The sequence below is a fragment of the Actinomadura violacea genome, assembly GCF_017573465.1.
Lineage (GTDB): Bacteria > Actinomycetota > Actinomycetes > Streptosporangiales > Streptosporangiaceae > Spirillospora > Spirillospora violacea.
Genome location: NZ_JAGEPF010000001.1, coordinates 168,156 through 194,015, shown reverse-complemented (window position 1 = coordinate 194,015; position 25,860 = coordinate 168,156). Strand labels below are relative to the sequence as shown.

Annotated in this window: 24 protein-coding genes; 10 read left to right on the top strand and 14 right to left on the bottom strand. The window is 73.3% G+C overall.

What is annotated here, in order from left to right:
- Positions 1-16: 16 nt before the first annotated feature.
- The 3 genes from J4709_RS00975 to J4709_RS00965 are packed head-to-tail and all read right to left on the bottom strand — an operon-like array spanning position 17 to position 2,266.
- A complete protein-coding gene (locus tag J4709_RS00975; RefSeq protein WP_208235774.1) occupies positions 17-814 on the bottom strand; it encodes a DUF1963 domain-containing protein in 798 nt (265 codons plus the stop codon).
- Between the two features lie 40 nt (positions 815-854).
- On the bottom strand, positions 855-1,892 hold the full coding sequence (locus J4709_RS00970) for a hypothetical protein (RefSeq protein WP_208235772.1): 1,038 nt from the start codon (positions 1,890-1,892) through the stop codon (positions 855-857).
- Positions 1,889-2,266 carry a PadR family transcriptional regulator gene (locus J4709_RS00965; RefSeq protein ID WP_232382768.1) on the bottom strand — a complete coding sequence of 126 codons (378 nt, stop codon included), beginning with the start codon at positions 2,264-2,266 and terminating at the stop codon, positions 1,889-1,891. Before J4709_RS00965 ends, J4709_RS00970 begins: the two co-directional genes overlap by 4 nt.
- 119 nt (positions 2,267-2,385) lie before the next feature.
- On the opposite strand from J4709_RS00965, the gene J4709_RS00960 reads away from it, so the two are divergent.
- Complete coding sequence (locus tag J4709_RS00960) at positions 2,386-3,786, top strand: sensor histidine kinase (RefSeq protein ID WP_307800845.1); 1,401 nt, start codon at positions 2,386-2,388, stop codon at positions 3,784-3,786.
- On the opposite strand, the gene J4709_RS00955 is transcribed toward J4709_RS00960, so the two are convergent.
- Complete coding sequence (locus tag J4709_RS00955) at positions 3,743-4,669, bottom strand: NAD(P)-dependent oxidoreductase (protein WP_269757033.1); 927 nt, start codon at positions 4,667-4,669, stop codon at positions 3,743-3,745. The genes J4709_RS00960 and J4709_RS00955 overlap by 44 nt on opposite strands.
- 122 nt (positions 4,670-4,791) lie before the next feature.
- Between J4709_RS00955 and J4709_RS00950 the strand changes: the two genes are divergently transcribed.
- From J4709_RS00950 to J4709_RS00930, 5 genes are all read left to right on the top strand, one after another.
- Positions 4,792-7,899, top strand: coding sequence for an AfsR/SARP family transcriptional regulator (locus J4709_RS00950; protein ID WP_307800844.1), 3,108 nt, complete (start codon positions 4,792-4,794; stop codon positions 7,897-7,899).
- On the top strand, positions 7,896-8,780 hold the full coding sequence (locus tag J4709_RS00945) for an arylamine N-acetyltransferase family protein (protein WP_208235766.1): 885 nt from the start codon (positions 7,896-7,898) through the stop codon (positions 8,778-8,780). Before J4709_RS00950 ends, J4709_RS00945 begins: the two co-directional genes overlap by 4 nt.
- A 10-nt stretch (positions 8,781-8,790) precedes the next feature.
- Positions 8,791-9,273: an RrF2 family transcriptional regulator gene (locus tag J4709_RS00940; RefSeq protein ID WP_208235764.1), complete on the top strand. Its 483-nt coding sequence runs from the start codon at positions 8,791-8,793 to the stop codon at positions 9,271-9,273.
- Positions 9,274-9,361: 88 nt separating this feature from the next.
- Complete coding sequence (locus J4709_RS00935; protein WP_208235762.1) at positions 9,362-9,820, top strand: carboxymuconolactone decarboxylase family protein; 459 nt, start codon at positions 9,362-9,364, stop codon at positions 9,818-9,820.
- Positions 9,821-9,900: 80 nt separating this feature from the next.
- Entirely contained in the window at positions 9,901-11,097 is a 1,197-nt protein-coding gene (locus tag J4709_RS00930; protein WP_208235760.1) for an erythromycin esterase family protein, read from the top strand.
- Positions 11,098-11,160: 63 nt separating this feature from the next.
- Here the strand turns inward: J4709_RS00930 and J4709_RS00925 are convergent, their stop codons facing one another.
- Positions 11,161-13,881 carry a helix-turn-helix transcriptional regulator gene (locus J4709_RS00925; protein WP_208235758.1) on the bottom strand — a complete coding sequence of 907 codons (2,721 nt, stop codon included), beginning with the start codon at positions 13,879-13,881 and terminating at the stop codon, positions 11,161-11,163.
- Positions 13,882-13,931: 50 nt separating this feature from the next.
- Here J4709_RS00925 and J4709_RS00920 point away from each other — a divergent pair, with 50 nt between their 5' ends.
- Positions 13,932-14,120 carry a hypothetical protein gene (locus tag J4709_RS00920; RefSeq protein WP_208235756.1) on the top strand — a complete coding sequence of 63 codons (189 nt, stop codon included), beginning with the start codon at positions 13,932-13,934 and terminating at the stop codon, positions 14,118-14,120.
- 16 nt (positions 14,121-14,136) lie between these two features.
- Here the strand turns inward: J4709_RS00920 and J4709_RS00915 are convergent, their stop codons facing one another.
- The 3 genes from J4709_RS00915 to J4709_RS00905 all read right to left on the bottom strand — a co-directional run bounded on the left by J4709_RS00915 (position 14,137) and on the right by J4709_RS00905 (position 15,559).
- Positions 14,137-14,913 (bottom strand): MgtC/SapB family protein, encoded by a 777-nt coding sequence (locus tag J4709_RS00915; RefSeq protein WP_208235754.1) that lies wholly within the window; start codon positions 14,911-14,913, stop codon positions 14,137-14,139.
- A gap of 89 nt (positions 14,914-15,002) precedes the next feature.
- Positions 15,003-15,194 (bottom strand): hypothetical protein, encoded by a 192-nt coding sequence (locus tag J4709_RS00910; RefSeq protein WP_208235752.1) that lies wholly within the window; start codon positions 15,192-15,194, stop codon positions 15,003-15,005.
- 8 nt (positions 15,195-15,202) lie between these two features.
- On the bottom strand, positions 15,203-15,559 hold the full coding sequence (locus J4709_RS00905) for a DUF3140 domain-containing protein (RefSeq protein WP_208235750.1): 357 nt from the start codon (positions 15,557-15,559) through the stop codon (positions 15,203-15,205).
- A gap of 144 nt (positions 15,560-15,703) precedes the next feature.
- Here J4709_RS00905 and J4709_RS00900 point away from each other — a divergent pair, with 144 nt between their 5' ends.
- Positions 15,704-17,167 (top strand): aminotransferase class I/II-fold pyridoxal phosphate-dependent enzyme, encoded by a 1,464-nt coding sequence (locus J4709_RS00900; protein WP_208235748.1) that lies wholly within the window; start codon positions 15,704-15,706, stop codon positions 17,165-17,167.
- Here J4709_RS00900 and J4709_RS00895 read toward each other — a convergent pair.
- Entirely contained in the window at positions 17,154-18,008 is an 855-nt protein-coding gene (locus J4709_RS00895) for a polysaccharide deacetylase family protein (RefSeq protein ID WP_208235746.1), read from the bottom strand. The two genes, J4709_RS00900 and J4709_RS00895, sit on opposite strands and share 14 nt — an antisense overlap.
- Before the next feature lie 175 nt (positions 18,009-18,183).
- Between J4709_RS00895 and J4709_RS00890 the strand changes: the two genes are divergently transcribed.
- Positions 18,184-18,870, top strand: a complete 687-nt coding sequence (locus tag J4709_RS00890) for a hypothetical protein (RefSeq protein WP_208235744.1) — start codon at positions 18,184-18,186, stop codon at positions 18,868-18,870.
- 45 nt (positions 18,871-18,915) lie between these two features.
- Here the strand turns inward: J4709_RS00890 and J4709_RS00885 are convergent, their stop codons facing one another.
- The 5 genes from J4709_RS00885 to J4709_RS00865 all read right to left on the bottom strand — a co-directional run bounded on the left by J4709_RS00885 (position 18,916) and on the right by J4709_RS00865 (position 24,226).
- The gene (locus J4709_RS00885; RefSeq protein ID WP_307800841.1) at positions 18,916-19,662 is read right to left on the bottom strand and encodes a YqjF family protein; all 747 of its coding nucleotides are present in this window, start codon (positions 19,660-19,662) and stop codon (positions 18,916-18,918) included.
- A 97-nt stretch (positions 19,663-19,759) separates the two neighbouring features.
- A complete protein-coding gene (locus tag J4709_RS00880) occupies positions 19,760-21,097 on the bottom strand; it encodes an ABC transporter ATP-binding protein (RefSeq protein WP_269757032.1) in 1,338 nt (445 codons plus the stop codon).
- 20 nt (positions 21,098-21,117) lie between these two features.
- On the bottom strand, positions 21,118-21,948 hold the full coding sequence (locus J4709_RS00875) for a carbohydrate ABC transporter permease (protein WP_208235742.1): 831 nt from the start codon (positions 21,946-21,948) through the stop codon (positions 21,118-21,120).
- A complete protein-coding gene (locus J4709_RS00870) occupies positions 21,948-22,901 on the bottom strand; it encodes a carbohydrate ABC transporter permease (RefSeq protein ID WP_208235740.1) in 954 nt (317 codons plus the stop codon). The genes J4709_RS00875 and J4709_RS00870 overlap by 1 nt, the downstream gene beginning before the upstream one ends.
- Before the next feature lie 11 nt (positions 22,902-22,912).
- Positions 22,913-24,226, bottom strand: coding sequence for an extracellular solute-binding protein (locus J4709_RS00865; RefSeq protein ID WP_208235738.1), 1,314 nt, complete (start codon positions 24,224-24,226; stop codon positions 22,913-22,915).
- Positions 24,227-24,461: 235 nt separating this feature from the next.
- On the opposite strand from J4709_RS00865, the gene J4709_RS00860 reads away from it, so the two are divergent.
- A complete protein-coding gene (locus J4709_RS00860; protein WP_307800839.1) occupies positions 24,462-25,775 on the top strand; it encodes an ammonium transporter in 1,314 nt (437 codons plus the stop codon).
- The last annotated feature ends 85 nt before the right edge of the window (positions 25,776-25,860 follow it).

The window sequence follows — 25,860 nt, the reverse complement described above, 5'->3', positions numbered from 1 at the left end:
CGTCCGCGCGGGCGGGTCAGCAGCAGTGGCCTTGGGTGTCGGCCTGGGTGAAGTCGCCTTGCGCGAACGCCTTCGCGGGGATCGTGAAGTACACCGTTCCGCCCTCGCCCCAGTTCACGCCGAGTTCCTCATCCTCCGGGATCTGGAGCAGGTGGACGTCGGGGAGCCCGTCGGCGTCGCGTTCGATCACCTGGACCGCGTACGAGGTGTCGGGCCAGCCGAAGGCGCAGTGGAGGTTCGTGGTGTTGCCGTCGAGGCCGTCCATCCGGTCGAGGAGCACGGATGTCGCTCCCCAGTGCGCGTCCCTGTCGTAGTCGATGTCGCCGTCCTCGACGTCCCAGCAGTCCGGCAGCATGACCGTCTCGGCGGCGTGGACGGGCGTGGAGGGGAAGCTCCGGGCCGGTGCGGGCGCTTGCATTTCGACGGCGCGCGCCGGGTCGGCGGGGATCACGAGGCCCGTTCCCTGCGCGAAGTCCAGTTCCCTGTACACCTCGTACGGCACGTCGGGGTCGAAGTAGAAGAAGTTGAGCAGGCCCGGCCGGATGGGCAGTTCCGCTCCGAGCCAGGCGGCGAGGGCGTCGGTGTCGAGCACCGCGAACAGCGAGTACGGGTAGCCGCCGGTCTCGGGCCAGGACGTGCCCGGATCGAGCAGCGCGGGGCCGCCGAGCCGGCAGCGGCCGGTGGCCCCGGCGCCGTCCGAGGGACGCTGGAGGTGGAATCCGCGGCGGGCCATTCCCGCGAACTGCCTGCCCGCCGTCTCGCCGAGCCGTTCAACGCACGTGGGGAGCACGGTGCCGGGGTCATCGAACTTCACGCCCAAGATCCTCTCACCGCGCGGACCGCTCGCGGGCCGTTCAGGCGGCGGTGCGCTCGCGGGCCGTCCGGTTCCTGGACGGCAGTTCGGCGAGGCGGACGCAGAGCATCGTGACCGCGAAGCCGATCAGGCACTTGGCCAGCAGGTTCGGCAGGGTCACGGCGTCCCCGGCCGACGTGCTGAAGATCGTGAACGGCATGACGAAGGGCGCGACGTTGGGGGCCACCAGGGCGAAGGCGCGGCGGCCTTCGCGGGTGCGCGCGAGGGCGACGGCGGCGAGGACGGCCGACGCGATCACGGCGGCGAACCCCAGCGCGTTCCAGATCTGCGGGAACGCGGAGATCCTGCCGGGGTGGGCATAGGGGCTTCCCAGGTCTCCCTGGAAGGCGAGCGTGAAGAGGGGCAGCGAGGTGAGCGCGACCAGGATTCCCGCCAGCGCCGCCGCCGCGGTGATGCGCGCGCGGCCGAGCAGGCGGGCGCCGTGCCGGGGGCCGGGTGAGGCGAGCAGGGACGCGGTGGCCAGCAGCGCGAGCGGCAGCGGGGGGCCGGCCAGGGACGCGCCGACGGACGCGCCCGGGTCGTGCGGGAGGGCCGTCCCGTAGACGGCGAGGACGGTGTGGACGGCGGTGACCGCGCAGGCGGCGACGGTGGCGGGCCGGCGCAGGCCGCGCCAGGCGAGCACGGCGATGGCGGTCCATGCGAGCCAGTACGGGCCGGTGCCGAAGTCGTAGACCAGCCCGTATTCGAGCATCGGGCCGCGGTCCGCCGAGAGCTGCGCGAGCTGCGGGATGTTCACGACGAACCGCGCGGCTTCGGCGAGGAGGAGGAGCGTCGCGAGGAAGCCGGTGATGGCGAGGGCGTCGGTCCAGGGTGAGGCGCTGATGCCGGAGGTCGCGTGGCGGCGCCGGATCCGGGCGGCGCCGAGGACCAGGTCGGCGGTTTCGGCGGGCGACGGGCGGTTCCGGCCGGGCCGCGCCGTGGACATCAGGACGCTCAGCATCTCCGGGCCGTGGGCCTCGCGGTGGGCGGCCGGGTACAGGGCCAGCAGGCGCCGGTAGCGGTCTTCGAGCGTGCTCAACGGAGCCCCCTCGGGGAGAGGGCGACGAAGGCCGGGGCGGTGCCGCCGCCGGGGAGGCGGAAGGCGGCGAGGCGGCGGGCGGCGGCCTCGGTGCGCCGGCGCAGCGCCTCGACCTCGGCGGCGAGGGCGGCGGCGCCGTCGTCGGTGAGCCGGTAGTAGCGGCGCAGCCGGCCGTCGACGACCTCTTCGCGGTCGGGCGCGATGAGGTGCTCGGACTGGAGCCGGTCGAGCGCGGCGTAGAGGGTGCCGGCGCGCAGCCGGGTGCGTCCGTCGGAGATCCGCTCGACGTCGGCGATGATCCCGTAGCCGTGCTGCGCGCCGTCCGCCAGGGCGGTGAGGATCAGGAACGTCGGTTCCTGCATCGGCTTGCTCATGCGATCTTTATATACCGATGATCTGACTATGACAAGATCGCCGCATCCACGGCTTGGGTTTGCCGCCCCGTACGCTTGGTAGCGATCCATCACACGGCGTGACGATCCGGGGGACGGCTGTGACGCAGGCGAGGGGCGAACGCGCGCGCTACTGGCGCGACCGGCTGCTCGTGTCCGTGCGCGGGCGCGCGACGGTCATCACCGTCGCGGTCACGGCGCTGTTCCTGACCGTGATCCTCGTGCTCGGCATGCTCCTCGTCCGCGACTGGCTGGAGTCCGGCCAGGCGGCCAAGGCCGAGCGCACCGCGGAGCGGATCGCGTTCGACATCGTCCAGGGCCGGATCACCGGGCGGTTGAGCACCCGGCCCGGCGAGTCCGGCATGGCGCAGATCGTCAGCGCGGACGGCACGCGGGTGCTCGCGGCGACGCCGCAGGCCCGCGGCAAGCCGCCGTTCGCGTCCGCGGGCCTGTCCAGCGGGGACCTGCTCGTCGACCACCGCACCTGCCCCCGCTCCATCCCCGGCTGCGCGTGGGTCTTCGGCCTGCGGATGCGCACGTCGCCGTGGGGGGCGGGCGTGATGGTCGTCGCGGCCGAGCCGCTGCCGAGCCTGCTGAACGTGTGGGGGCTGCCGCTGACGCTCGCGTTCCTCCTGCTGGCGCTGCTGTCGCTCGTCACCTGGTGGACGTGGCACACGATCGGCCGCGCCTTCGCGCCGATCGACCGGATCCGCGCCGAGCTCGCCGACCTCGACGCCCGCGACCTGCGGCAGCGCGTGTTCGTCCCGCGCACGCACGGCGAGATCCAGGCGCTGGGCGAGACCGTCAACGCGACGCTGGAGCGGCTGGAGGAGGCGACCGACCGGGAGCGCCGGTTCGTCTCCGACGCCTCGCACGACCTGCGCAACCCGATCGCCGGCCTCCATCTGCAGCTGGAGATGGCGCTGGACGAGGTGGACGAGGAGACCCGGCCGCTGATCGACTCGGCGCTGCGCGACGCCGAGCGGCTCAACGACATCGTGATCGACCTGCTGGAGCTGTCCCGGCTGGACTCGCGGGTGCCGCAGCCGGTGGAGCCGGTCGACCTCGCCGAGACGGCCCGCCGCGAGGTGGACCGGCGCGGCGACGGCGTGCGGATCACGGCCCGGCTGGAGCCCGGCGTCGTCGTCCGGGCGAACCCGGTGCGGATCGCGCGGGTGCTCGGCAACCTGCTGAGCAACGCCGAGCGGCACGCCGAGTCGAACGTCGAGGTGACGGTCCGGCGCGACGGCGCGATGGCGCTGCTCTCGGTCGAGGACGACGGCCATGGCATCGCCCCCGACCAGCGCGAACGCGTCTTCGAGCGGTTCGCCCGGCTCAGCGAGTCGCGCGAGCGCGACCCGCAGGGGACGGGCCTCGGGCTGCCGATCGCCCGCGAGATCGCCGAGATCTACGGCGGCTCCCTCACCATCGCCGACAGCGACCGCGGCGCGCGGTTCGTCATGTGCCTCCCTCTCGCCGCGGACGGCGGATCGCGTCGATGACGCTGGACAGGCCGTCGGCGCCGTGCCCGGCGTCGACGGCGCGCCGGAACAGGTCGCGCAGGGCGAGCGGCCCGGCGTCGTCGATGCCCGCCTCGCGGCTCGCCTCGACGACGTGGTCGGCGCCCACGGCCTGCATGCGCAGGCTGTTGGCGCCGCCCGGGAAGGTGCCCGCGTCGATCTCCTCGGTGAGGATGCGCAGGAAGCCCATCGGGCCGTCGCCGGTCAGGGCCTCCAGCGTCCCGGACGCGAACGGCCGGAACTGCTGCGCGGACACCCCGGCGGTGCCGAGCAGCGCCACCGCGTGCATGTACGAGACGAGCGTGGACCAGAACAGGTACAGCTGCGACTGGTAGTAGAGCATCGACAAGCCCGGGTCGGTGCCGACGAAGGTGGTGTCGCCCAGCCCGGCGAGGGTGGCGCGGTGCCGGTCGAGGACCGCCTCGGGCCCGCTGTAGAAGACGTACGAGCCGGGCTGGCCGATGCCGGGCGGGGGCACCATCACGCCGCCGGTCAGCAGGTCGGCGCCGTGGTCGCGGGCCCAGTCGCCGGCGCGGCGCAGCTCGTCGGGGCTGCCGGAGCTGAGGTTGACCAGGACGCGGCCCTTGACGTCGGCGTCGCCGATGGAGTCGTACATGGCCTGGTAGTCGGTCTGGCTGATGACGACCAGTTCGGACGCTGCGAGCGCGTCGGCCATGGTGGCGGCGAGGGTCGCGCCCTGTTCGACCAGAGGGGCGGCCTTGGACGCGGTGCGGTTCCACACCGTGGTCGGGTGCCCGTTGGCGAGGAACGTCCGCGCCATGGTCGCGCCCATGGGGCCTAGGCCGATGACGGTGACCGGCGATGTCATGTGGATCTCCTTAGAGCGTTGTTGTGCGGCCTCCAAGGTGGCTTCGGGCGCTACGGAACGGCCACGGGTCCGTCAGTAGCGCTCGTTACGCTGGCGGTATGCGTTTTGGGGTGCTTGGCCCGCTTACGGGGTGGACGTCCGGCGGGACGCCGGTCCGCGTGCCCGAGGCCAAGGTCCGGACGCTGCTCGCCGCGCTGCTCGTGGAGCCGGGACGGCCCGTCCCGGTGGACCGGCTGATCGACGCGCTGTGGGGCGACCGGCCGCCCCGCAACCCGGTCGGAACGCTCCAAGCCCGGATCTCGCAGCTGCGCCGCGTCCTGGAGGACGCCGAACCCGGCGGGCGGGCGCTGGTCGTCGCGCGCCCGCCCGGGTACGCGCTCGACGTGCCGCCGGACGCCGTGGACGCGGGCGAGTTCGCGGCGCTGCTCGTCCGGGCGGGTCAGGCCGCTGATCCCGTGGCCAAGGCGCACCTGCTGGGCGCCGCGCTGGCGCTGTGGCGCGGGCCGGCGTTCGCCGGATTCACCGAGGTGCCGTCCGCCGCGGCCCCGTTCGCCGAGGCCGTGGCGGCCGGGCTGGAGGAGCGCCGGCTTGCCGCGCTCGAAGAGCACGCCGAGGCGCGGATCGAACTGGGCGAGCACGCGGCGGTCGCCGCCGAGCTGGCCGCCGCGGTCGCGGAGCACCCGCTCCGGGAGCGGCTGCGCGCCGCGCACCTACGTGCCCTCTACCGTGCCGGACGGCAGGGCGAGGCGCTCGCCGGCTACCACGACCTGCGGGAACGGCTCGCCGCCGAACTCGGCGTCGAGCCCGGCCCCGAGCTGACCGGCCTCTACCAGTCGATGCTGGAGCAGGGCCCGGCCGAGACCGAGACCCCGCGCACGGCACCGCGGCTGCCCGCCGCGCTCGGTGAGCTGATCGGCCGCGGACGCGAGGTCGAGCAGGCCCGCGCGCTGCTGGCCGCGCACCGCCTGGTGACGCTCACCGGGACCGGAGGCGTCGGGAAGACGCGGCTGGCGCTGGAGACGGCGGCCCGGTCCGCCGCCGTCCATCCCGGCGGCGTCTGGTTCGTCGAGCTGGCGGCGGGCCGCCCGGCGACGTCCGCCGAGGTCGCCCGGCGGATCGGGCACGTCCTCGGGCTGCGCGACGAGGCCGCGCCGGACGGCTCCGGCGGGCCCTCCGGCGCCGTCGAGCGCGTCGGCGAGGCGCTGCGCGGGCGGCGGGCGCTGCTCGTCCTGGACAACTGCGAGCACGTGGTGGAGCAGGTCGCGGAGCTGGCCGGGCGGCTGCTCGCCGCCGCGCCCGGCCTGCGCGTCCTCGCGACGTCGCGCGAGCCGCTCGGCCTGCCGGGCGAGCGGCTGCTGATCGTCCCGCCGCTGGACCTGCCCGGCCGGGAGAGCGCGCCGGACGCGCTGCTGGAGTCCGGCGCCGTCCGGCTGTTCGCGGCGCGGGCGTCGGCGGCGGACCCGGACTTCGCACTGGACGCGGCGTCCGCGCCGTGGGTCGCCTCGGTCTGTCGGCGGCTGGACGGCGTCCCGCTCGCGCTGGAGCTGGCGGCGACGCGCGTCCGGGCTTTCGGGGTGCGGGAGCTGGCGGCGCGGCTGGACGACCGGTTCCGGGTGCTGGCGGGCGGCCGGCGCGGCGGCCCGGAGCGGCAGCGGACGCTCCGCGCGGTGATCGACTGGAGCTGGGGCCTGCTCGGTGAGGAGGAGCGGGCGGTGCTGCGGCGCCTCGCCGTCCACGCGGGCGGCTGCACCCTCGCGGCGGCGGAGGAGGTCTGCGGCGCGGACGCCGGGGTGCTGGCGCGGCTCGTGGACCGCTCGCTCGTTGTGCGCGCGCGGGACGGCCGCTACCGCCTTCTGGAGTCGGTCGCCGCATACGGGCTGGAACGGCTGCGCGAGGCGGACGAGGAGGCCGCGCTACGGCGGAGCCATGTCCGGTACTACACCGGCCTTGCGCAGCAGGCGGCCGAGGCACTGCGCGGGCCTGAGCAGTGCGCATGGCTGGAGCGGCTCGACCAGGAGGGCGCGAACCTGCTGGCCGCCCTCGACCACGGGGCGGGGCTCCCGCTGGCGAACGCGCTGGGCTGGTACTGGTACCTGCGCGGACGGTTCAGCGAGGCGCAATGCGCCTTCAAGGAAGCGCTGGAGGCGTCCGCTACGGCGGAGCCGGGGCGCATCGAGGCCGAGACGTGGCTCGCGGGTTTCACCATGCTGGCGGGCGAGACCACCGATTCCGAGCGGCTGCGCGTCACCGCCCTTGAGCGCTACAAGGACACGGACTCGTTCGCCTATGCGCGGGCTGAGTGGTTCCTCAGCCACGCCCACTGGGCGTACGGCGACATCGGCGCGAACCAGTCGCGCGTAGAGCACGCCCTGGCGGTGTTCCGCGCGCGCGCCGATCCCTGGTACACGGCCGCCGCGCTGGCGACGCGCGCCAAGTTCGCGATCGTCCACGGCGGCCTGGCGGCCATGGAACGCGACGGCGGCGAGAGCATGGACCTCTTCACGTCCCTGGGCGACGCCTGGGGACGGCTGGAGGCGACCGACGCGCTCAGCCGCCGCGCCGAGATCACCGGCGACTACGCGGCGGCCGCCGCCCACCACCGCGAGGGCCTGCGGCTCGCCGAAGATCTCGGGATGTGGCCCGAGGTGTCGTTCCGCACGTCCGGGCTCGGCCGCGTCGCGCTGCTGACCGGCGCCCTCGACGAGGCCCGCGACCTGCATGAACGCGCCCTGGAGATCGCCACGCGGCAGGCCGCGCGGTCCGCCGAGGAGTTCGCCGAGGTCGGGCTCGGGCTGGTCGCGCGGGCGCGCGGCGACCTCGGCGCCGCCGAGCGGCACCTGCGCGCCCCGCTCGGCTGGCTGCGCGGCATCGGCGGGACGGCCGGGATCGCGTTCCTGCACGCCCAGCTCGGCTACGTCGCGGAACTGCGCGGCGACGCCGGGGCCGCCCTCGCCCTCCAGCTGGACGGGCTCGCCGGTGCCCGCGCCACCGGCGACCCGCGCGCCGTCGCGCTCGCGCTCGAAGGGGTGGCGGGCGCGCGCTCCCTCGCGGGCCAGCACACCGAGGACGCCGAGCACGCCGAGGCGGCCCGGCTCCTCGGCGAGGCCGCCGCGCTGCGCGCGTCCGCCGGGGCACCCCTCCCCGAGGCCGAAATGGGTGATATCAACCGAGCTGCCGGGAGGATCACGGCGGCGCTCGGCGTTGCCCTGTTCAGGAGCGAGTTCGAGCACGGCCGCGCGCGCGTGCCGACGGAAGGAGCACCATGACCGAGGACCTCGGGTACGGCTGGCAGAGCGACCTGCTGGACCTGCCCGCCTACCTCGAGCGGATCGGCTACGACGGCGCTCCGCGACCGGACGCCGCCACGTTGCGCGCCCTGCACCGCGCGCACGTCACCGCGATCCCGTTCGAGAACCTGGAGATCATGCTCGGCCGGCCCGTCGACCTGGACCTCGCGACCGTGCAGGGCAAGCTCGTCGGCCGGCCGCGCGGCGGGTACTGCTTCGAGCACAACCGGCTGTTCGCCGCCGTGCTGGAGAAGATCGGCTTCGAGGTCGTCGCGCTGGTCGGCCGGGTGTTCATGGGCGCGGAGCGGATGCGCCCGACCACGCACGCGCTGCTGCACGTCCGGACGCCCGGCCAGGATCCGGACGAGCCCGCGCTGCTGTGCGACGTCGGGTTCGGCGGCGGCCCGTTCGAGCCGCTGGAGATCCCCGGCGGCGCGGACGTCGAGCAGGACGGCTGGGGCTTCCGCCTCCAGCCGGCCCGCACCGCGCCGGCGCTGCGGCCCGGCGCGCCGGTGTGGGAGATGCACCAGCGCGGCCCCGACGGCTGGATGCGGCGGCACTCGTTCGCCCTGAACGAGGCGTACCGGGTCGACTTCGACACGCTGAACTACCACGTGTCCACGAACCCGCGGTCGCCGTTCACGGCCCGGCCGTTCGTCCAGCGCTTCTCCCCCGAGGCGCACCTCGTGCTGGACGGGACGGCGCTGACCGTCAACCGCCCGTCCGGGGCGAGCGAGACGCGCACCGTGGCGCCGGTGCGGCTCCCGGACGTCCTCGCCGGGGAGTTCGGCATCGTCCTGGAGGGCGACGACGCGCCCCGGCTCGTCAAGGCGGTGGACGGATTGAATCTAGACGTGTAGTGTCCAGGTTATGCGGATCAGCGAGGGGGTCGAGTGGGCGGCGCACTGCCTGCTGCTGCTCGACTGGATGGACGAGGACCGGCCCGTGCCGACGGCACGGCTCGCGGCCGGCTTCGAACTCCCCCCGCCCTACCTGAACAAGCAGCTCCAGGCCCTGGTCAAGGCCGGGCTCGTGACCTCGACGCCGGGCGCGCGCGGCGGCTTCCGCCTCGCGCGCCCGCTGGCGAAGATCACCATGATGGACGTGGTGACCGCCATCGAGGGCCCGGAGGAGGCCTTCCAGTGCACCGAGATCCGGCGCCGCGGCGTCGGCGAGGGCACCCCCGAGTCCGTCCTGCGGCGGCCCTGCGCGGTCAGCACCGCCATGCGCAAGGCGGAGCTCGCCTGGCGCCGGGCGCTGGCCGAGCAGACGCTCGCCGACGTCAGCGCGACGGTGAAGCGCGGGGTGCCGCGGATCGAGGAGAACGTGCGGGCCTGGTACGCGCGCACCTGACCACCTGACCACCCGACCCGGCGCCGGGGCCGTCCCGACCGCCGCGCGCCAAAATCTGGATATCTCCCATCTTGGAAAGGGAAACATCATGCAGGCACGGATGACCGGACTCCCCGCGATCGCCCCCGACGCCTACAAGGCCCTGCTGAACCTGGAGGGCGTGCTGGCCAAGAGCAGCGTCCCGAAGAGCACGCTCGAACTGGTCCGGCTCCGCGCCAGCCAGATCAACGGCTGCGGCTTCTGCGCCGACATGCACGCCTACGACGCCAAGAAGGCGGGCGAGACCGACGAGCGCCTCTGGTCGGTCGCGACCTGGCGCGAGGCGCCGTACTTCACCGACGAGGAGCGCGCCGCGCTCGCCCTCACCGAGGCCGCCACCCGCCTCGCCGACAACCCGGCGGGCGTCCCCGACGACGTCTGGGACGAGGCCGCCGACAACTACGACGAGGAGGGCCTGCTCTCGCTCATCATGTGCATCGCCGCGATCAACGCGTGGAACCGCATCAACGTGACGACCCGGCAGATCGCGGGCGGGATGCGCGGCTGAGGGCACGCGGACCGGTCGGGTGACGGATGCCCGGCCGGTCCGCCGTCTCCTAGCGTCGGCGGCGACGAGAGGAGACCGGCATGAGCAGGCAGAACGCGGTCGAGAGCTGGATAGCGGAGGCGGCGCGCCCGGTCGCCGCGGGACCGGCGGACGGGCCGCTCGGCGACCTGGAACCGCTGCGGGACGCGGCGCGCGCCGCGCGGGTCGCGGGCCTCGGCGCGGCGACGCGCGGCGCCCGCGAGCTGTTCGTGCTGCAGGACCGCGTCCTGCGGTTCCTGGTCGGCGAGCTGGGGTTCAGGACGCTCGCCCTGGAGGAGGACTGGACGAGCGGCCTGCGCCTCGACGCGTACGTCCGGACGGGCGAGGGCGACCCGCGCGCGTTGCTGTCGGACGCGTGGCTGCCCTGGCGGACCGAGGAGGTGCTCGACGCGCTGCTCTGGATCCGGCGGTTCAACGAGCGGCATCCGGACGATCCGGTCCGGGTGTTCGGGCTGGACTTCACCGCGGTCCGGGCGTCGGCGTACGACCTGGTCATCGAGCACGTCCGGCGGGCGGCGCCGGACCGGGCCGGCGAGATCGAGCGGCTCTACGCGCCGCTGCGGCCGGGCGGCGACATCGACGAGCACGTCGGACGGCTGCGCCGCCAGCCCGTCAAGCAGCCCTTCACCGACCGGGCCGAGCAGGCATATGCGCTGGTCAAGGCGGTCTCCGGCGACGATCTAGCGGTGCACGCGGCGCGCGCCGTCGTCGACTTCCACCGCTTCCACGCCCTGCCGCCCGAGGAGATCATCCCGTTCAGCGAGCGGCGCATGGCGGCCAACCTGCTCTGGTGGCACGAGCGGACCGGCTCCAAGATCGTCTACTGGGGCGGCATCGCGCACGCGGCGAGCGGCGAGCGGGTGACCAGCGCGACCGCCACGCGCACCAACACGGGCGGACACCTGCGCGAGGCCCTCGGCGACGGCTACCTGGCGGTGGGCCTGACGTTCGACCACGGCGCGGTGCACGGCGGCGTCCCTGTCCCGCCGCCGCCCGCCGCGTTCGGCGACGCCGTCCTCGGCCGGACGGGTCCGCCGCACTACCTGCTCGACCTGCGCGGACGGCACCCGGCCGAGGTCGCCGCCTGGCTCGCGGCGCCGGCGCCGATCCGGGTGATCGGCCCCGGCTACCGCCCCGAGGACGACCCGGAACACCGGATGCCCGGCTCGTCCCCCGGCGCCCTGCTCGACGTCGTGATCCACTCCCAGCAGGTCACGCCGGCCCGCCCCCTCCGTTGACTTGCGGCGTGTCGGCCTTAAGAGAGCTCGTTTAAGGCCGACACGCCGCAAGTGAACGAGCGTTCAGGTGAGGTCGAGGCGGGCGAGCTCGCCGCGGGACGCGACGCCGAGCTTCGGATACGCCTTGTAGAGGTGGTAGCCGACGGTGCGGGGGCTGAGGAACAGCTGCGCGCCGATCTCCCGGTTGCTGAGCCCGGCCGCGGCGAGCCGGACGGCCTGCAGCTCCTGCGGCGTGAGCCGGGCGGCGAGGTCGTCGCCGCCCGCGCCCGCGCCGGCGGCCAGGCTCTCGCCCGCGGCGCGCAGCTCGGCGCGGGCGCGCTCCGCCCACGGCGCCGCGCCGAGCCGCTCGAACGCCTCCAGCGCCGAGTGCAGCTGCGCGCGGGCGTCGTTGCGGCGCCGCGCGCGCCGCAGCCACTCGCCGTACAGCAGCTCGGTGCGGGCCCGCTCGAACGGGGTGCCGCCCTTGCGGTGCACCTCGACGGCCTGCGCGAACGCCGCGCCCGCCGCGTCGTCCGCCGCGTCGTCCGCGGCGAGCAGGGCGGTGCAGCGCAGCGCGACCGCCTCCGCCCACGGCCACCCGATCTGCCCGGCCCAGTCCGCGTACCAGCCGGCGGCGTCCCGGCCGAGCTCCGGACGGCCCGCCCGCACGGCGGCCTCGACGAGATCGGGCAGGCTCGCGATCGCGCCCAGCCGGTTCGGCCCGGCGACGACGTCCGACAGCCGCGACAGCGCGGCCTCATGGCGGCCGTGGCCCAGGTCGAGCAGCGCGCGCGCCGCCGCCGCGTGGACGCTGCTCGGCGGGACGCCGCGGGACAGCGCCTCCTCGGTCTGCTCCGTGCAGGTCTCCTCGTCGCCCTCGATCGCGGCGAGGAGCGCGAGGACGGTCGCGAGGTACACGCGGATGCGGTGCTGCCCGGTGTCGGCGGCGATCCGCAGGCCCTCCGCGGCGGCGGTCCGCGCGTCCCGGTGGTGGCCGAGCATCAGCTGCGCCCGCGACCGGATCATCAGGACGGACGCCAGCAGCCCGATCGCGCCCTGCGCCCGGTACCGGCGCTCCAGCTCGGCGGCCGCCTCCGCGGCGCCCTCGAAGTCGCCGATCATGATGTGCCACATGCCGGCGCGGACCCGGTCGCGCGGCCCGTAGCAGAGCGTCATCGCGTCCATCAGCTCGCGCAGCGCGGCGAGGCTCGCGGTGAGGTCGGCGGGCGGGGCGAGCGGGTTCTGCCCGGCGAACACCCGCGCCAGCGCGCGCAGGTGCGCCGCGTTCGGCAGGTCCAGCTCGGTGCCGCGCGCGGCGATGGCGTCCACGGAGGCGAAGTCCCCGGCGTTCGCGGCGGCGCCCGCGGCCTGGAAGAACAGGTACCCGGACGTCGCCGGATCGAGGCCGGCGACGGACGCGGCGGTCTCGGCGAACATCCGCGACGCCTCCTTCGTCCGGTCCTGCTCGTCGGCGAGGGACGCGCGGATCAGCGTGAGGTCGGCGCGCGCGATCGGGTCGGCCAGGTCGGGTTCGGCGCGGGCGGCGAGCTCGGCGGCGCGGTCCGGCATCCCTGCGAACGCGTACGCGCGCGCGGCGGCGGCCAGTCTCCGCCCGCGCGCCCCCGGGTCGGGGCTCAGCGCGGCCGCCGACTCGTACATCGCGGCAGCCGACGCGTCGCCGCCGGTCTCCCGCTCGGCGCTCGCGGTCGACTCAAGGACGTCCGCGACGGACTCGTCCGGCCCGGCCGCCGACCGCGCCAGGTGCCAGGCGTGGTGGCAGCGGTCGCCGCGCTCCCGGTAGGTCTCGGCGAGCGCCCGGTGCGCGTCGAGCCGCAGGCTCAGGGGTGCGTCGCCGTACGCGGCGGTGCGGACGAGCGGGTGCCGCACCTCCAGCCGGCCGTCCGCGGTGGAGCGCAGCAGGCCGCGGCGCTCGGCCGGCTCCAGGTCGCCGACGGACGCGCCGAGCCGCTCCGCCGCCCCGGTGATCGTGCCGATCCCGGCGGCGTCGTCCGCCGCGACCAGCAGGACCAGCGTCCGCGACGGCTCCGGCAGCTCGGCGATCCGCCCGGCGTACGACCGGTGGATCCGCTCGTAGGCCGACGACGCGTCGTGCGGCTGCGTCCGCAGCCCGGGCAGTTCGAGGAGCACGAGCGGGTTGCCCATCGCCGCCGCGAGGACCTCGTGGTGGGCGTGCCGCGGCAGCTCGGCGGCGTGCCGGGCGAGCAGTTCGGTGGCGGCGGCCCTGTCCAGCCCGCGCAGCCGCATCTCGGGCAGGCCCGGCACGGGGAACTCCGGCGCGTCCGGGTCGCGGGCCGCGAACAACAGCGCGACGGGCTCGGCCTCCAACCGGCGCGCGGCGAACAACAGCGCCTCCACGGACGGGCCGTCCAGCCATTGCGCGTCATCGACCACGCAGAGCAGTGGCCTCTCTTCCGCGAGGTCCGCCAGAAGGGTCAGGACGGCCAGCCCCACGAGGAACCGGTCTCCGCCGTCCGACTCTTGGCGAGCGCCCATGTTGAAGGCGTTGCGCAGGGCCCGCGCCTGTGCGTCGGGCAGCGAATCGATGCGGTCCAGATGCCTGCCCAGAAGCATGTGGAGACCCGCATACGGCATGCCGCTCTCGTACTCGACGCCCGTACCGCGCAGCACCCGCATGCCGGACGCCTCCGCAGCGGCGTGGTCGAGAAGCGCGGTCTTGCCTATGCCCGCCTCACCGCGCAGTACGAGCGTCCTACCGCGCCCCTCACGGACCTGGCCGAGAAGCCGGTCGATCGTGGCCAGTTCCCCGTCCCGCCCGTACAACATGCGTTCACCCTAGGCGTTTAGCCGCGATGCTCCCGAGCAGGGGGAAACACATGGCCGAACACAAGCGCGACGAGGACAAGCCGCTCGCCGACCGCCGCGCCGAAGCGGGCGCGCCGCAGGAGAACGACGACGACTTCGCCGAAGAGCACACGCCCAGCAAGACCGACCCCCCGAACGCCGAAGCCGAGGCGCCCGGCGGCGAGGACGAGGGCTACCGCCCGCAGACCCAGGCCCCCTGACGGGCCCTCCGGCCGGTCATTCCTTGTCGTCGCCGTGGTCGGAGCCGGCCGTGACCCCGGCGACGTCCGCCATCTCGCTCAGGACCGCCGTCAGGTCGGCGACCGAGCCCGGCCCCTCCAGCAGCAGCGTCACCACCGCGTTCCACGGGCCGCGCCGCCCGGTCGCCTCGTCCCGGTCCCGGCGCTCGTCGCGGCCGCGGTCGGAGTCGTCCGGCAGGAACTCGCGCTCGACGTTCACCTCCAGCACCGCGAACCCGCGCTGCGTGCACTCCACCAGCACCCGCCGCAGCGCGCCCCGCCCGTCCCGGTAGACGAGCCGGAGCCGCGTCACCCCGGCGGGCCGGAACCGCTCCAGCGGCAGGAACCGCGCCAGCGCGCTCAACCCGTACACCACCAGGAAATGCCCGCACGTCACCGCCACCGCCAGCAGCCACAGGCCGCCGCCCGCCGCCATCCCGACCGCCGCCGTCACCCACACCACCGCCGCGGTCGTCAGCCCGCGCACCGCGTCCCGCCGGACGAAGATCAGCCCGCCGCCGATGAAGCCGATGCCGGACACGATCTGCGCCGCCACCCGCGACGGGTCGAACGACACCGGCCCCGGCGCGTGCTGGAACCCGTACTTGCTGACCAGCATGAACAGCGCCGCGCCCACACCGACCAGGGTGTGCGTGCGCAGGCCCGCGCTCTTGTTGCGCAGCCCCCGCTCCAGGCCGATGCACGCCGACAGCACCAGCGCGAGCAGCAGCTCGCCGATCTGCAGCAGCCCTTGGCCCGGCGAAAGCTCCAGCACCTTCCGTCCCTACCCGTCCGTCCGCCCCGGGAAAGCCGCACGCCGAGGCCGCCCCAGGACGCGCCCGGGGCGGCCTCGGCGCCCGTCGTCTAGTCCGGGTGCGGGGGCTGCTGGTCCGGCGGTGTCCCGCCGCCCTTGCCGCCGCCCTTTTTCCCCTTGTCGGTGCCGTGCGCGTGGCCCTTCGCCCGCGTCGCCTTCGGGTCGGTCGCCTCCGGCGCCGGCTCCTCGGTCACGGCGGTCCGCCCGGACCGCCTCATCTCGGGCTGCTGCGGGTTCGGCATGATCCCTCCTATGCGCTGGACGGCTCGGGGCGAAGCGGGTCGTGGCCCACGGTCATCAGCTCGTGCCGCCACCGCTCGTTGCTCGCGCCGTCCGGCGGCGGGGCGTCCAGATGCTCCTCTACGTAGTCCACGACCTGGCGCATCACGTCGGCGTCGCCGTCGGTGAGGTCGACCTTCCGCTTGCGCAGCAGGTCCACCACGTGTGTGCCGAGCTCGGAGAGGCCGGTTTCCGGATCGGCCGGGAACGCCTCCTCGCCCGAGGCGTCCGTGAGCAGCCAGGTGCGCAGCTCGTCGGACGTCATGTTGACGAGCCGGTGGAAGTCCTCCCAGGCCAGCTCCGCCTCGGCCGGTATGCGATCGTTCATGGGGTCCGCCCTACCCGGTGTCGGCCGTCCCATTCGTCCCACCTGACGCGCGCCCCGCATCGCCCGTCAGAGCGTCCCGCTCCGCCCGTCAGAGCGTCCCGCTCCGCCCGTTAGAGCGCCCCCCGCGCGGGGAACACGCCCGGGATGGACCACACCCGCGCCCCCGTTCTGGAAGCCCTCGCCGCCTACCACCGCGAAGGCCAGGTCCCGTTCACCCCGCCCGGCCACAAGCAGGGCCGCGGCGCCGACCCGCGCGCCCGCGAGATCCTCGGCGACGCGGTGTACCGGTCGGACCTCCTCGCGATCTCCGGGCTGGACGACCGCATGTCCGGCAACAAGGTGCTGGAGCACGCGCAGGAGCTGATGGCGGACGCCGTGCACGCCGACCGGACGTTCTTCTCCACCTGCGGCAGCTCCCTGTCGGTCAAGAGCGCGATGCTGTCGGTCGCCGGTCCGCACGAGAAACTGCTGGTCGGACGGGACGTGCACAAGTCCGTGGTGTCCGGGCTGATCCTGTCGGGCGTCCGGCCGATCTGGGTGGAGCCGTCGTGGGACGCCGAACGCCACCTGGCCCACCCGCCGTCCCCCGAGGCGTACGCGGCCCGGTTCGACGAGCACCCCGACGCGCGCGGCGCCCTCGTCACCAGCCCCACCCCGTACGGGAGCTGCGCGTACCTGTCCGCCATCGCCGAGGAATGCCACAAGCGGGACAAGCCGCTGATCGTCGACGAGGCGTGGGGTGCGCACCTGCCGTTCCACCCCGACCTGCCGACCTGGGCCATGGACTCCGGCGCCGACGTGTGCGTGACCAGCGTCCACAAGATGGGCGCCGGCCTCGAACAGGGCTCGGTGTTCCACCTCCAGGGCTCCCTCGTCGACCCCGACGTCCTCAAGGCCCGCGAGGACCTGCTCGGCACGACCAGCCCGTCCGTCCTGCTCTACGCGGGCCTCGACGGGTGGCGCCAGCAGATGGTCGAGCACGGGCACGAGCTGCTCGGCAACGCGCTCGACCTCGCCGCCCGCGCCCGCGCAGAGCTCGCCGGCATGGGCTTCGACGTGCAGGGACGCGACGAGTTCACCGGCCCCGGCCGCGCCCGCGACCTCGACCCGCTCCCGATCGTCATCGACCTCGCCGGCCTCGGCACCAGCGGCTACCGCGCCGCCGACTGGCTGCGCGAACACCACCGCGTCAACATGCACCTCGCCGACCACCGCCGGATCAGCGCCCAGCTCACCTTCGCCGACGACGAGGACACCGTCGGGCGGCTGCTCACCGCGTTCCGCGACCTGCGCGCGAACCTCGGCTCGCTCACCGGCGTCCCGGAGGTGCACGTCCCGGCGCCGTCCGAGCTGCGCCTCGAACTGGTCGTGCTGCCCCGCGACGCGTTCTTCGGCCCCGCCGAGCAGGTCCCCGCGGACGCGGCCGCCGGCCGCATCTCCGCCGAGATGATCACCCCGTACCCGCCGGGCATCCCGGCCGTCCTGCCCGGCGAGCGGATCACCGCCCCCGTCGTCGACTACCTGCGCAGCGGCGTCGACGCGGGAATGGTCATCCCCGACGCCGCCGACCCGTCGGTGAAGAGCGTCCGGGTGTTCATCGAACGCTGATGTAGTCCTCCAGCCGCCCGACGGCGAAACCGCGCTTCTCGATCTGCTTGAGGAGATGGGCGAACATCTGCGTCATCGTCTCGCCCTTGAGCTGCTTCGGGCCGCGGAAATGCGCGAGCAGGATGTCGCCCGGATGCAGTTCCTTCTTCGGGTCGTCGTACTGGAAGTCGTGGATCTGCATCGACGCGCGCCACATCACGATGCCGCTGATGCCGCACTCCCGCGCGGCCTCCTGCGTCGCCGAGTTCCACCGGCCGAACGGCGGCCTGAGCAGCGTCGGCGCCGTCCCGTACTGCTCGGTGAGCGCGTCCCGGTCGCCGCAGATCTCGTGCTTCTGCCCCTCCGGGCCGAGCGTCGGCAGCACCGGATGGGTGATCGTGTGGTCCTGGATCCGGTTGCCGAGCTCCTGGAGCGGCTTGAAGTACCCGTAGTCGTCCTGGATGTCGTCCTTGGTGAGGAACATCGTCACGGGCACCTTCAGCTCGCGCAGCATCGTGACGAACTTCGGGTCCTTCTCCTGCCCGTCGTCGAGCGTCACGAAAACGACCCGGCCCTTGGTCGGGACGCTTTCGAAGACCTTCGCCGGGCCCTTCCTGGAGAGCTTGAGCGGCTTGTCGACCGGCGCCGCGGGCGCCGGCGCGAGCGGTTTCAGCCCCCATTTCCGCCAAACCGCCGCAGTGTCCGGTTCATGCCGGACCTCCGGCGCCGCTGGACCGGCCGGACCGGCCGGCGCTCCCGCCTTCGGCTTCTCCGCCGCCGACCGCTGGCATCCCGCGAGCGCGACCGCGAGGACCGCGGCCCCCGCGACGACACGGACAGACCGCCCCCAAAAGTCCCCCATGCCGCAGAACTTACCGCCTGCCCCATCGGTCCATTCGGCGACCCCCGGTCCCGATCCGCCCCACCCCCGACCGGTTCAGGCCACAACCCGCCCCGAAGTCCGGGAACCAAAGCGAACGTCCCGCCCCCTGCGGCGGGCGAGACCCCCCGACTGACAGCCGGCGTAGCCTGTTCGCATGGCGAATGCGCAGCGGCCTCCGCGCGGCTTGAGTCCAGCGATTCGCAACGAGATCAGAAGCAATCCCGCCACTTTCATCGTCGGCGTCCCGGCGACGGTCGCCGGAGTGCTGGCCCTCTCGCTCGGGCGGCTGCTGATAATGCTGCTGTTCGCCATTCTCGTGGTCGTTTGGCTGCTCCCGCTGCATCCCGGTCTGCGCCAGCGGAAGAAGTTGAGGTTCGCACTCCCTGGAGCCTTGACCGTGGCGCTCGCCGCCGGCGTCGCCGTGTTCGTCATCCTGAACCGCCCGGCACATCTCGCTTTCAAGAAGACGGAAGGCCCCGTACCGCCCTGCGCCGCGTTCAAGGGGACCGGCACCATTCCCGATGGCAAGAAACTTCTGGTGTTCGACCGAGAAGTCACCTCCAGCGGGCTTCCCATCGAGTCCGGTGGTTACTACTTCGACGGCTTCGCCACCCCCACCGACGACGGGTGGTTCATCGACGACGTCGAGATAGGCAGAGACGCCACCTACGATTTCCATGCCGAGGTGACGGCCGTGCTCGGCGACGCCGAAAAGGCTGAGGGATACAGCGCCGAGCATCCCAGTCCGCAGTCTCGGCTGAACCTGCCCCTCCCTGCCTTCGCCTCGGACGGCAAGACTTCGATCAGGGTGCACCGCAACAAAGCGAAAGGTGGATGCTGACCTGCCGCGCACTCTCGCCCTGTGTGAGCGATCAGGCGACTCAAGTCAGCCGCCGGCGTTCATGGGGCCGGCGGGCAGGCCGAAGCGGACCGGGACACCGGGTGAGTACAGGACGCTCACCGGTTCGGACGTGGGGGCCGGAAGACCTGCCGCCGTCACCAGGTCGTCATCGCATTTCAGCAGTTCGGCGCGGTGCAGCGGCCAGCGGGGATGGGAGTTGCGGAGGTACAGCGTGCGGCCGAAAGCGGCGTTGTGCAGGCCCCAGCGGGCGGTCAGGAAATTTTCCAAGGCCGTCGGTTCGGCGATCGGCTCACCGACGCGCACGGCCATTCTGCTGCGGGCACGGCGTCCGCGCCTTGACGTGGTGTAGAGGACGACGTCGCCCGCGCGGCGGACCGACATCCGCGACCACAGGTACGGCAGCCCGAAGCCGATCCTGCCCATGAGGACGGGGATCAGGCGCGAGGCGTCCATGGACCGGAAGACGACGCCGCGCCGCCCGCGGTCGTCCACCGAATACAGGCGGACGTTCGTCTCGGGAAAGCCGCCGAGATACGGAATGCCCGGCAGGCCGAGCCAGCCGACGCGGTGCATCCGGAACGCGATCAACCCCACGTGAGCGGCGCCGTCGAGGGTGTCCGGCCGGGTGCCCGCCGGGAGCAGTCGTGCCACGTCGTCGGGGTCGGCGGCCCAGTGGACCATCGCCACGTCCAGCCACGACTGGGTGAGCAGCGGGTGGCGGATCGGGCTCGGCGGATCGGGCGTGACCGGTTCGACGGCGAAGGACGGCACCGCGCCAGCATAAGCACCCCCACCGCTCAGCCCGGTCCCGGCCGGGCCGTCCGGCCGCGCACGGCCCCGGCGGGGGCCGGCACGGCCGGACGGTCGGTCAGGACTCTGTGGCGCCTGCTGTCGCCGCGCCCTCCTCTCCGGCGGGCGTGCCCGGGGCGCCCTCGCCGCCGGCCAGGTCGGCGGCGTCGCCGGCGCCCTCGCCGGGGCGCTGCGCGCGGCGCTGGGCCTCGCGCGCGCGCTCGGCGACCTGCGCCAGCTCGGCGACCCGCGCCTCGTCTCGGGTGAGGTTCCCGCCGCTCGCCGGGTCGAAGATGTGGATCTTCGAGGTGTCGATCCACAGCTCCGCCTCGTCGCCGGGCGTGATCTGGCTGGACGCGTCCAGCGCCACGACCGCCTGGGTGCGCAGCTGGTCGCTGTCCAGCTCGCGGGACAGGTCGCGGAGCTGCGCGGCGACGTCGTCGGGCGCCTCGTACGGGACGTAGGCGTACAGCTCGTTGCCGAGCCATTCGGTCACGTCCACGCGCGCGCGCACGACACTGCCGCGCGCCCGCTTCTCGGCGGAGACGAGCGAGGCGTCCTCGAAATGCTCGGGGCGGACGCCGACGAGGACGACGTCGCGGCCCTCGACCGCGGCGGCCTTGCGCTCGTCCCCGATCTCGAACCGGCCGAGCGGGGTGTCGAGGACCCTGCCGTCCACGGACGCGGGCAGGAAGTTCATCGACGGCGACCCGATGAACCCGGCGACGAACAGGTTGACGGGCTCCTCGTACAGCTCGCGCGGGCTGCCGACCTGCTGCAGGACGCCCTTGCGCAGCACCGCGACGCGGTCGCCGAGCGTCATCGCCTCCGTCTGGTCGTGCGTGACGTACACCGTCGTGACGCCGAGCCGGCGCTGCAGCCGGGAGATCTCCGTGCGCATCTGGCCGCGGAGCTTGGCGTCCAGGTTCGACAGCGGCTCGTCGAACAGGAACGCGTTCGCCTGCCGGATGATCGCGCGGCCCATCGCGACGCGCTGCCGCTGCCCGCCGGACAGGTTCGCCGGCTTGCGGTGCAGGTGCTCGGTGAGCTCCAGCAGCTCCGCGGTCTCCCGGACGCGCCGGTCCACCTCCTCCCCCGGCACCTTCGCCAGGCGCAGCGGGAACGCGATGTTCTCGAACACCGTGAGGTGCGGGTACAGGGCGTAGTTCTGGAACACCATCGACAGGTTCCGCTGCCGCGGCGCGATCCGGTTGACGACCTCCTCGCCGATGCGCATCTCGCCGGCGGTGATGTCCTCCAGCCCGACGATCATCCGCAGCAGCGTCGACTTCCCGCAGCCGGACGGCCCGACCAGGATCATGAACTCGCCGTCCCGCACGTCCAGGGACACCTCGTTCACGGCCGGGAACCCGTCGCCGTACCGCTTGACGATGTTCTTCATGGTGATGGCGGCCATGCTTCAACCCCCTCGGGCCCTCAGCCCTTGACTGCGCCGGACGTCAGCCCGGCCACGATGCGGCGCTGGAACGCCAGGACGATGACGACGATCGGGACGGTCACCACGACCGCCGCCGCGCAGATGGCCGTCGTCGGCTGCTGGAACTCCGACGCGCCGGTGAAGAACGCCAGCGCGGCGGGGACGGGACGGGCGCTGTCCGAGGAGGTCAGCGAGATCCCGAAGACGAAGTCGTTCCAGCAGAAGAAGAACGTGAGGATCGCGGCGGTGAACACCCCCGGCGCGGCCAGCGGGACGATCACCTTGCGGAACGCCTGCCAGGTCGTCGCGCCGTCCACCTGCGCGGCCTGCTCCATCTCCCACGGGATCTCGCGGAAGAACGCCGACAGCGTCCAGATCGCGAGCGGCAGCGCGAACGAGATGTACGGGATGACCAGGCCGGGCCAGGTGTCGTACAGGCCGACGTCGCGCCACAGGTCGAACAGCGGCCCGACCAGCGACACGACCGGGAACATGGCGATGGCCAGGGCGAACGACAGGATCGCCTTCTTGCCGGGGAACTCCAGCCGGGCGATCGCGTACGCGACGAGCGTGGCGAACACGACGCCGATCACGGTCGCGATCACCGAGATGCCGATCGAGTTGATCAGCGCGGAGGTGAACAGGTCGGTCTTGAAGACCGTCCGGTAGTTGTCCCAGGTCCAGTGGTGCGGCAGGAAGCCCTTCTGGTTGCCGATCTCGCCGGGCTGCTTGAACGACAGCATCACGATCCACAGGATCGGGAACACCGTCCAGACGAGGATCAGCAGGGACGCGAGCACCCACATCCACTTCGCACGGGCCGTCTCCATCACTTGCCGCCTCCCCCGCGCTCGCCGCGCGCCTGCGCCAGGTCGACCCGGAACCCCTTGATGAACACGACGGCGATGAGGACCACCGACAGGAACAGCAGCACGCCGACCGCGTCGCCGAGCCCGATCGCGGTCCGGGTGATCGTCTGCCGGTAGGTGAGGAACGACAGCGTCTCGGTCTTCTGCTGGCCGGACGTCATGATGAAGACGTTGTCGAAGATCCGCCACGCGTCGAGGGTGCGGAACAGCACCGCGACGAGGATCGCGGCCTTCATGTTCGGGATCGTCACCCGGCGCAGCCGCTGCCACGCCGTCGCGCCGTCCACGGTCGCGGCCTCGCCGAGGTCGCCCGGCACCTGCGCGAGGCCGGCGAGGAGCAGCAGCGACACGAACGGGGTCGTCTTCCAGATCTCCGACAGGACGATCACGGTCATCGAGGACCAGCGGCCGGAGAACCAGGCGTGGTCGCCGAGCCCGAACCAGGAGTTCACGAACCCCGACTGCAGGTCGAAGGCGTACTTCCAGGCGAACGCGGAGATCACCGTGACGATCCCGTACGGCAGCAGGATCGCGGTGCGGACGGTCCGCCGCGCGAACACCGCCCGGTGCATCACCATCGCGAGCGCGAACCCGATGACGAGCTCCACCGCGACGGTGACGAAGGTGATGATGAACGTGGTGAGGACGTCCTGCCAGAACAGCGGGTCGGACAGCGCCGTCCCGTAGTTGGCGAGGCCGACGAAGCGGCGGTCCTGCGGCGCGGTGATCCGGTAGCTGAACAGCGACAGGTACAGGGCGTTGACCAGCGGGTACGCGGTCACGACCAGCATGACGATCACGGCGGGGGCGGACAGGAGCAGGCCGAGCCTGCGCTCGGCGCGGCTGCGGTCGGAGATCGCCGCCGCGGGCGCCGCGGGCCTCCCGGCGGCCGGGGCGGTGTGCACTGCGGTCATCGTCGGTCCCTTCAGAGCAGGCGCTGGTCGCGCAGGACCTGGTGGACGAACTTCGCGGACTCGCGCGGCGTCGAGTTCGGGTCCACCGACGCGGGCGGGTGCCAGCGGCTCTGGATCGCGCCGGACACGTCGGTGTAGTACGGCGTGATCGGGCGCGGCGTCGCCGCGTCGATCGAGTCGCGGATCAGCCCCGCCATCGGGAACTGCTTCTTGATCTCGGGGTCGTCGTAGACGGCGGGACGCGCGGCCGGGTTGCCCTCGGCGAGCATGTACTCCTTCTGGTGCTCGGTCGAGGTGATGCACGTGACGGCGTCCACCGCGAAGGTGTTCTTGTGCCTGCCGTAGGCGCCGATCGCGACCTCGATGCCGCCGAACGGGGGCTTGCTCTCCTGCCCCGCCGCGACCTTCGGGTACCTCGCCCAGCCGATGTCGGACGGGATCGTCTTGCCGATGACGCCGGCCTTGGCGTCGCTGGCGTCCGCGGCCCAGATGTAGGGCCAGTTGACCATGAAGCCGCCGCGCGCGCCGTTGAACAGGGCGCGGGACTGCTCCTCGATGTCGGTGGACAGCGTCGGGCTCGCCGCCTTGGACGTCGCCAGCCGGTGGATGATCGTCGCGGCGGCCCGCCCGGCCGGCGAGTCGATGTCGATCGAGGCGTCGTCGCCCTTCTGCGCCTCGCTGAGCACCTGCCCGCCGGCGGACGCGACGAGGGCGTTGATCCACACCATGTAGCCCTCGTACTTGTTGCCCTGCACGCCGACGGTGGTGCCGGTGCGCAGCGCCGCGTCGATCATCTTGTCCCAGGTGAAGTCGGGCGCGTTCGGATCGACGCCGGCCTTCTTGACGGCGGACTTGCGGTACCAGAGCAGCTGCGTGTTCGCCCAGAACGGCGCCGCGTACAGCCTCCCCTTCCACATCGAGCTCTCGACGGCGGCGGGGAACACGCCCTGCGTGAACTTCGCCGCCTGGGCCGCGGGGAACGGCCGCAGGAACCCGGCGTTCGCGGCCTCCGCGACGAACACCGGGTCCAGGCTCATCAGGTCGAGCCCGGCGTCCTTGGCGGCGAGCCGCCGGACGAGCTGCTCGCGCTGCTGCGTCGCGTCGTCCGGCATCAGCGAGGTCTTGATCCGGTACTTCCCGCCGGATGCCTTGGAGCAGGCGGCGGCGAGCTTGTCCTGCCCGCCGTTGTCGGGGTTGATGTACCAGTTCAGGGTGGGGGTGCCGCCGCCTCCGCAGGCGGCGAGGCCGCTCGCCAGCAGCGCCAGCGCGACCGCGGCCCTCAGTGGTGATCCGGTTCTGCCTGCTCGTCCGACTCCCTCGACCATCGGGCCTCCCGAAGCCACCCACCATGTGCGGGCGCTTCGCCGGAACGCATCCATGGCGGGTCCGATTTCATGAGAACACCGGATTGGGTAACTGTCGAGGTGCGAAGAGTGAGGGGTGAGCGAACCGCAACGCGGGGGCAACACGAAACACAGCCGAAACAAAGCGGCATAAGACACGAAACGGACACGGGTGATTCTCGATGGCGGACACCGGATCCGCGAAGGGGGAGACGCCGTGCCCAAGGGAATCGACGCGGGCGACACCGCGTGGCTGCTCGCCAGCACCGCGCTCGTCCTGCTGATGACGCCCGGACTCGCGCTGTTCTACGGCGGGATGGTCCGCGCGAAGAGCACCCTCAACATGATCATGATGAGCCTGGTCTCGGTCGCGCTGGTCACCGTCTCCTGGCTCGCCGTCGGCTACAGCCTCGCGTTCGGCCACGATCTCGGCGGCCTCGGGCTGATCGGCGGCTTCGAGCACGTCGGTCTCAAGGGCATCACCCCGGAGACACCCCATGGTCACGTCCCGGCGCTGCTGTTCGTCACCTTCCAGCTGACCTTCGCGATCCTCACCACCGCGCTCATCAGCGGCGCCATCGCCGACCGCGCCAGGTTCTCCGCCTGGATGGTGTTCGTCCCCGTCTGGGCCCTCCTCGTGTACGCGCCGATCGCGCACTGGGTGTGGGGCGGCGGATGGATCTCCGACCTCGGCGCGCTCGACTACGCGGGCGGGCTCGTCGTCGAGATCGCCTCCGGCGCGTCCGGGCTCGCGATGGCGCTCGTCCTCGGCCCCCGCATCGGGTTCCGCAAGGAGGCGATGCGGCCGCACAACCTGCCGATGGTGCTGCTCGGCGTCGGGCTGCTCTGGTTCGGCTGGTTCGGCTTCAACGCCGGGTCCGCGCTCTCCGCGAACGGGACCGCCGCCGCCGTCTTCCTCAACACCCTCGTCGCCGGCTGCACCGGGCTGCTCGGCTGGCTGCTCGTCGAGCAGCGCCGCGACGGGCACCCGACCACGTTCGGCGCCGCGTCCGGCGTCGTCGCGGGGCTCGTCGCGATCACCCCGTCCTGCGGGTCGGTGGACGTGCTCGGCGCGCTCGCCGTCGGGCTCGCCGCCGGCGTCATCTGCTCCTACGCGGTCGGCTGGAAGCACCGGCTCGGCTACGACGACTCCCTCGACGTCGTCGGCGTCCACCTCGTCGGCGGGGTCATCGGGACGCTGCTGATCGGGCTGCTCGCCGTCCGCTCGATGACGGGCGGCGCGTCCGGGCTGATCACCGGGGGCGGCGGCCTCCAGCTCGGCAAGCAGGCGATCGCGGTGCCGGTCGTCGGGCTGTTCGCGTTCACCGTCACGTTCGCGGTCGGGAAGCTGATCGACAAGCTGATGGGGTTCCGGGTGTCCGCCGAGGACGAGACGAGCGGCATCGACCTCGCCCTGCACGCCGAGAGCGCCTACGAGCACGGCGTCAACGGCCACGCCAACCCGCTCGGCAGGCTGGGGCACGGCGCGCCGCTGGGCCTCGCCGCCCAGCAGCAGGAACAGGGCGCCTGACCGCCGGAGCGAAGAAGGCGCGGAAGGCTCGCGGACCCCGACCGACCCGCGAGCCTCCCGCGCCTTCGCCCGTGGGGGCGGCGCG

Excerpts from the sequence above, each read along its gene's own strand:
- J4709_RS00940 (WP_208235764.1), top strand. The coding sequence starts at position 8,791 with ATGCGGATCAGCGAGGGGGTCGAGTGGGCGGCGCACTGCCTGCTGCTG.
- J4709_RS00900 (WP_208235748.1), top strand. The coding sequence starts at position 15,704 with ATGGACCACACCCGCGCCCCCGTTCTGGAAGCCCTCGCCGCCTACCAC.
- J4709_RS00865 (WP_208235738.1), bottom strand. The coding sequence starts at position 24,226 with ATGGTCGAGGGAGTCGGACGAGCAGGCAGAACCGGATCACCACTGAGG.
- J4709_RS00870 (WP_208235740.1), bottom strand. The coding sequence starts at position 22,901 with ATGACCGCAGTGCACACCGCCCCGGCCGCCGGGAGGCCCGCGGCGCCC.
- J4709_RS00930 (WP_208235760.1), top strand. The coding sequence starts at position 9,901 with ATGAGCAGGCAGAACGCGGTCGAGAGCTGGATAGCGGAGGCGGCGCGC.
- J4709_RS00920 (WP_208235756.1), top strand. The coding sequence starts at position 13,932 with ATGGCCGAACACAAGCGCGACGAGGACAAGCCGCTCGCCGACCGCCGC.
- J4709_RS00890 (WP_208235744.1), top strand. The coding sequence starts at position 18,184 with ATGGCGAATGCGCAGCGGCCTCCGCGCGGCTTGAGTCCAGCGATTCGC.
- J4709_RS00925 (WP_208235758.1), bottom strand. The coding sequence starts at position 13,881 with ATGTTGTACGGGCGGGACGGGGAACTGGCCACGATCGACCGGCTTCTC.
- J4709_RS00905 (WP_208235750.1), bottom strand. The coding sequence starts at position 15,559 with ATGAACGATCGCATACCGGCCGAGGCGGAGCTGGCCTGGGAGGACTTC.
- J4709_RS00935 (WP_208235762.1), top strand. The coding sequence starts at position 9,362 with ATGCAGGCACGGATGACCGGACTCCCCGCGATCGCCCCCGACGCCTAC.
- J4709_RS00895 (WP_208235746.1), bottom strand. The coding sequence starts at position 18,008 with ATGGGGGACTTTTGGGGGCGGTCTGTCCGTGTCGTCGCGGGGGCCGCG.
- J4709_RS00875 (WP_208235742.1), bottom strand. The coding sequence starts at position 21,948 with ATGGAGACGGCCCGTGCGAAGTGGATGTGGGTGCTCGCGTCCCTGCTG.
- J4709_RS00965 (WP_232382768.1), bottom strand. The coding sequence starts at position 2,266 with ATGAGCAAGCCGATGCAGGAACCGACGTTCCTGATCCTCACCGCCCTG.
- J4709_RS00880 (WP_269757032.1), bottom strand. The coding sequence starts at position 21,097 with ATGGCCGCCATCACCATGAAGAACATCGTCAAGCGGTACGGCGACGGG.
- J4709_RS00910 (WP_208235752.1), bottom strand. The coding sequence starts at position 15,194 with ATGCCGAACCCGCAGCAGCCCGAGATGAGGCGGTCCGGGCGGACCGCC.
- J4709_RS00945 (WP_208235766.1), top strand. The coding sequence starts at position 7,896 with ATGACCGAGGACCTCGGGTACGGCTGGCAGAGCGACCTGCTGGACCTG.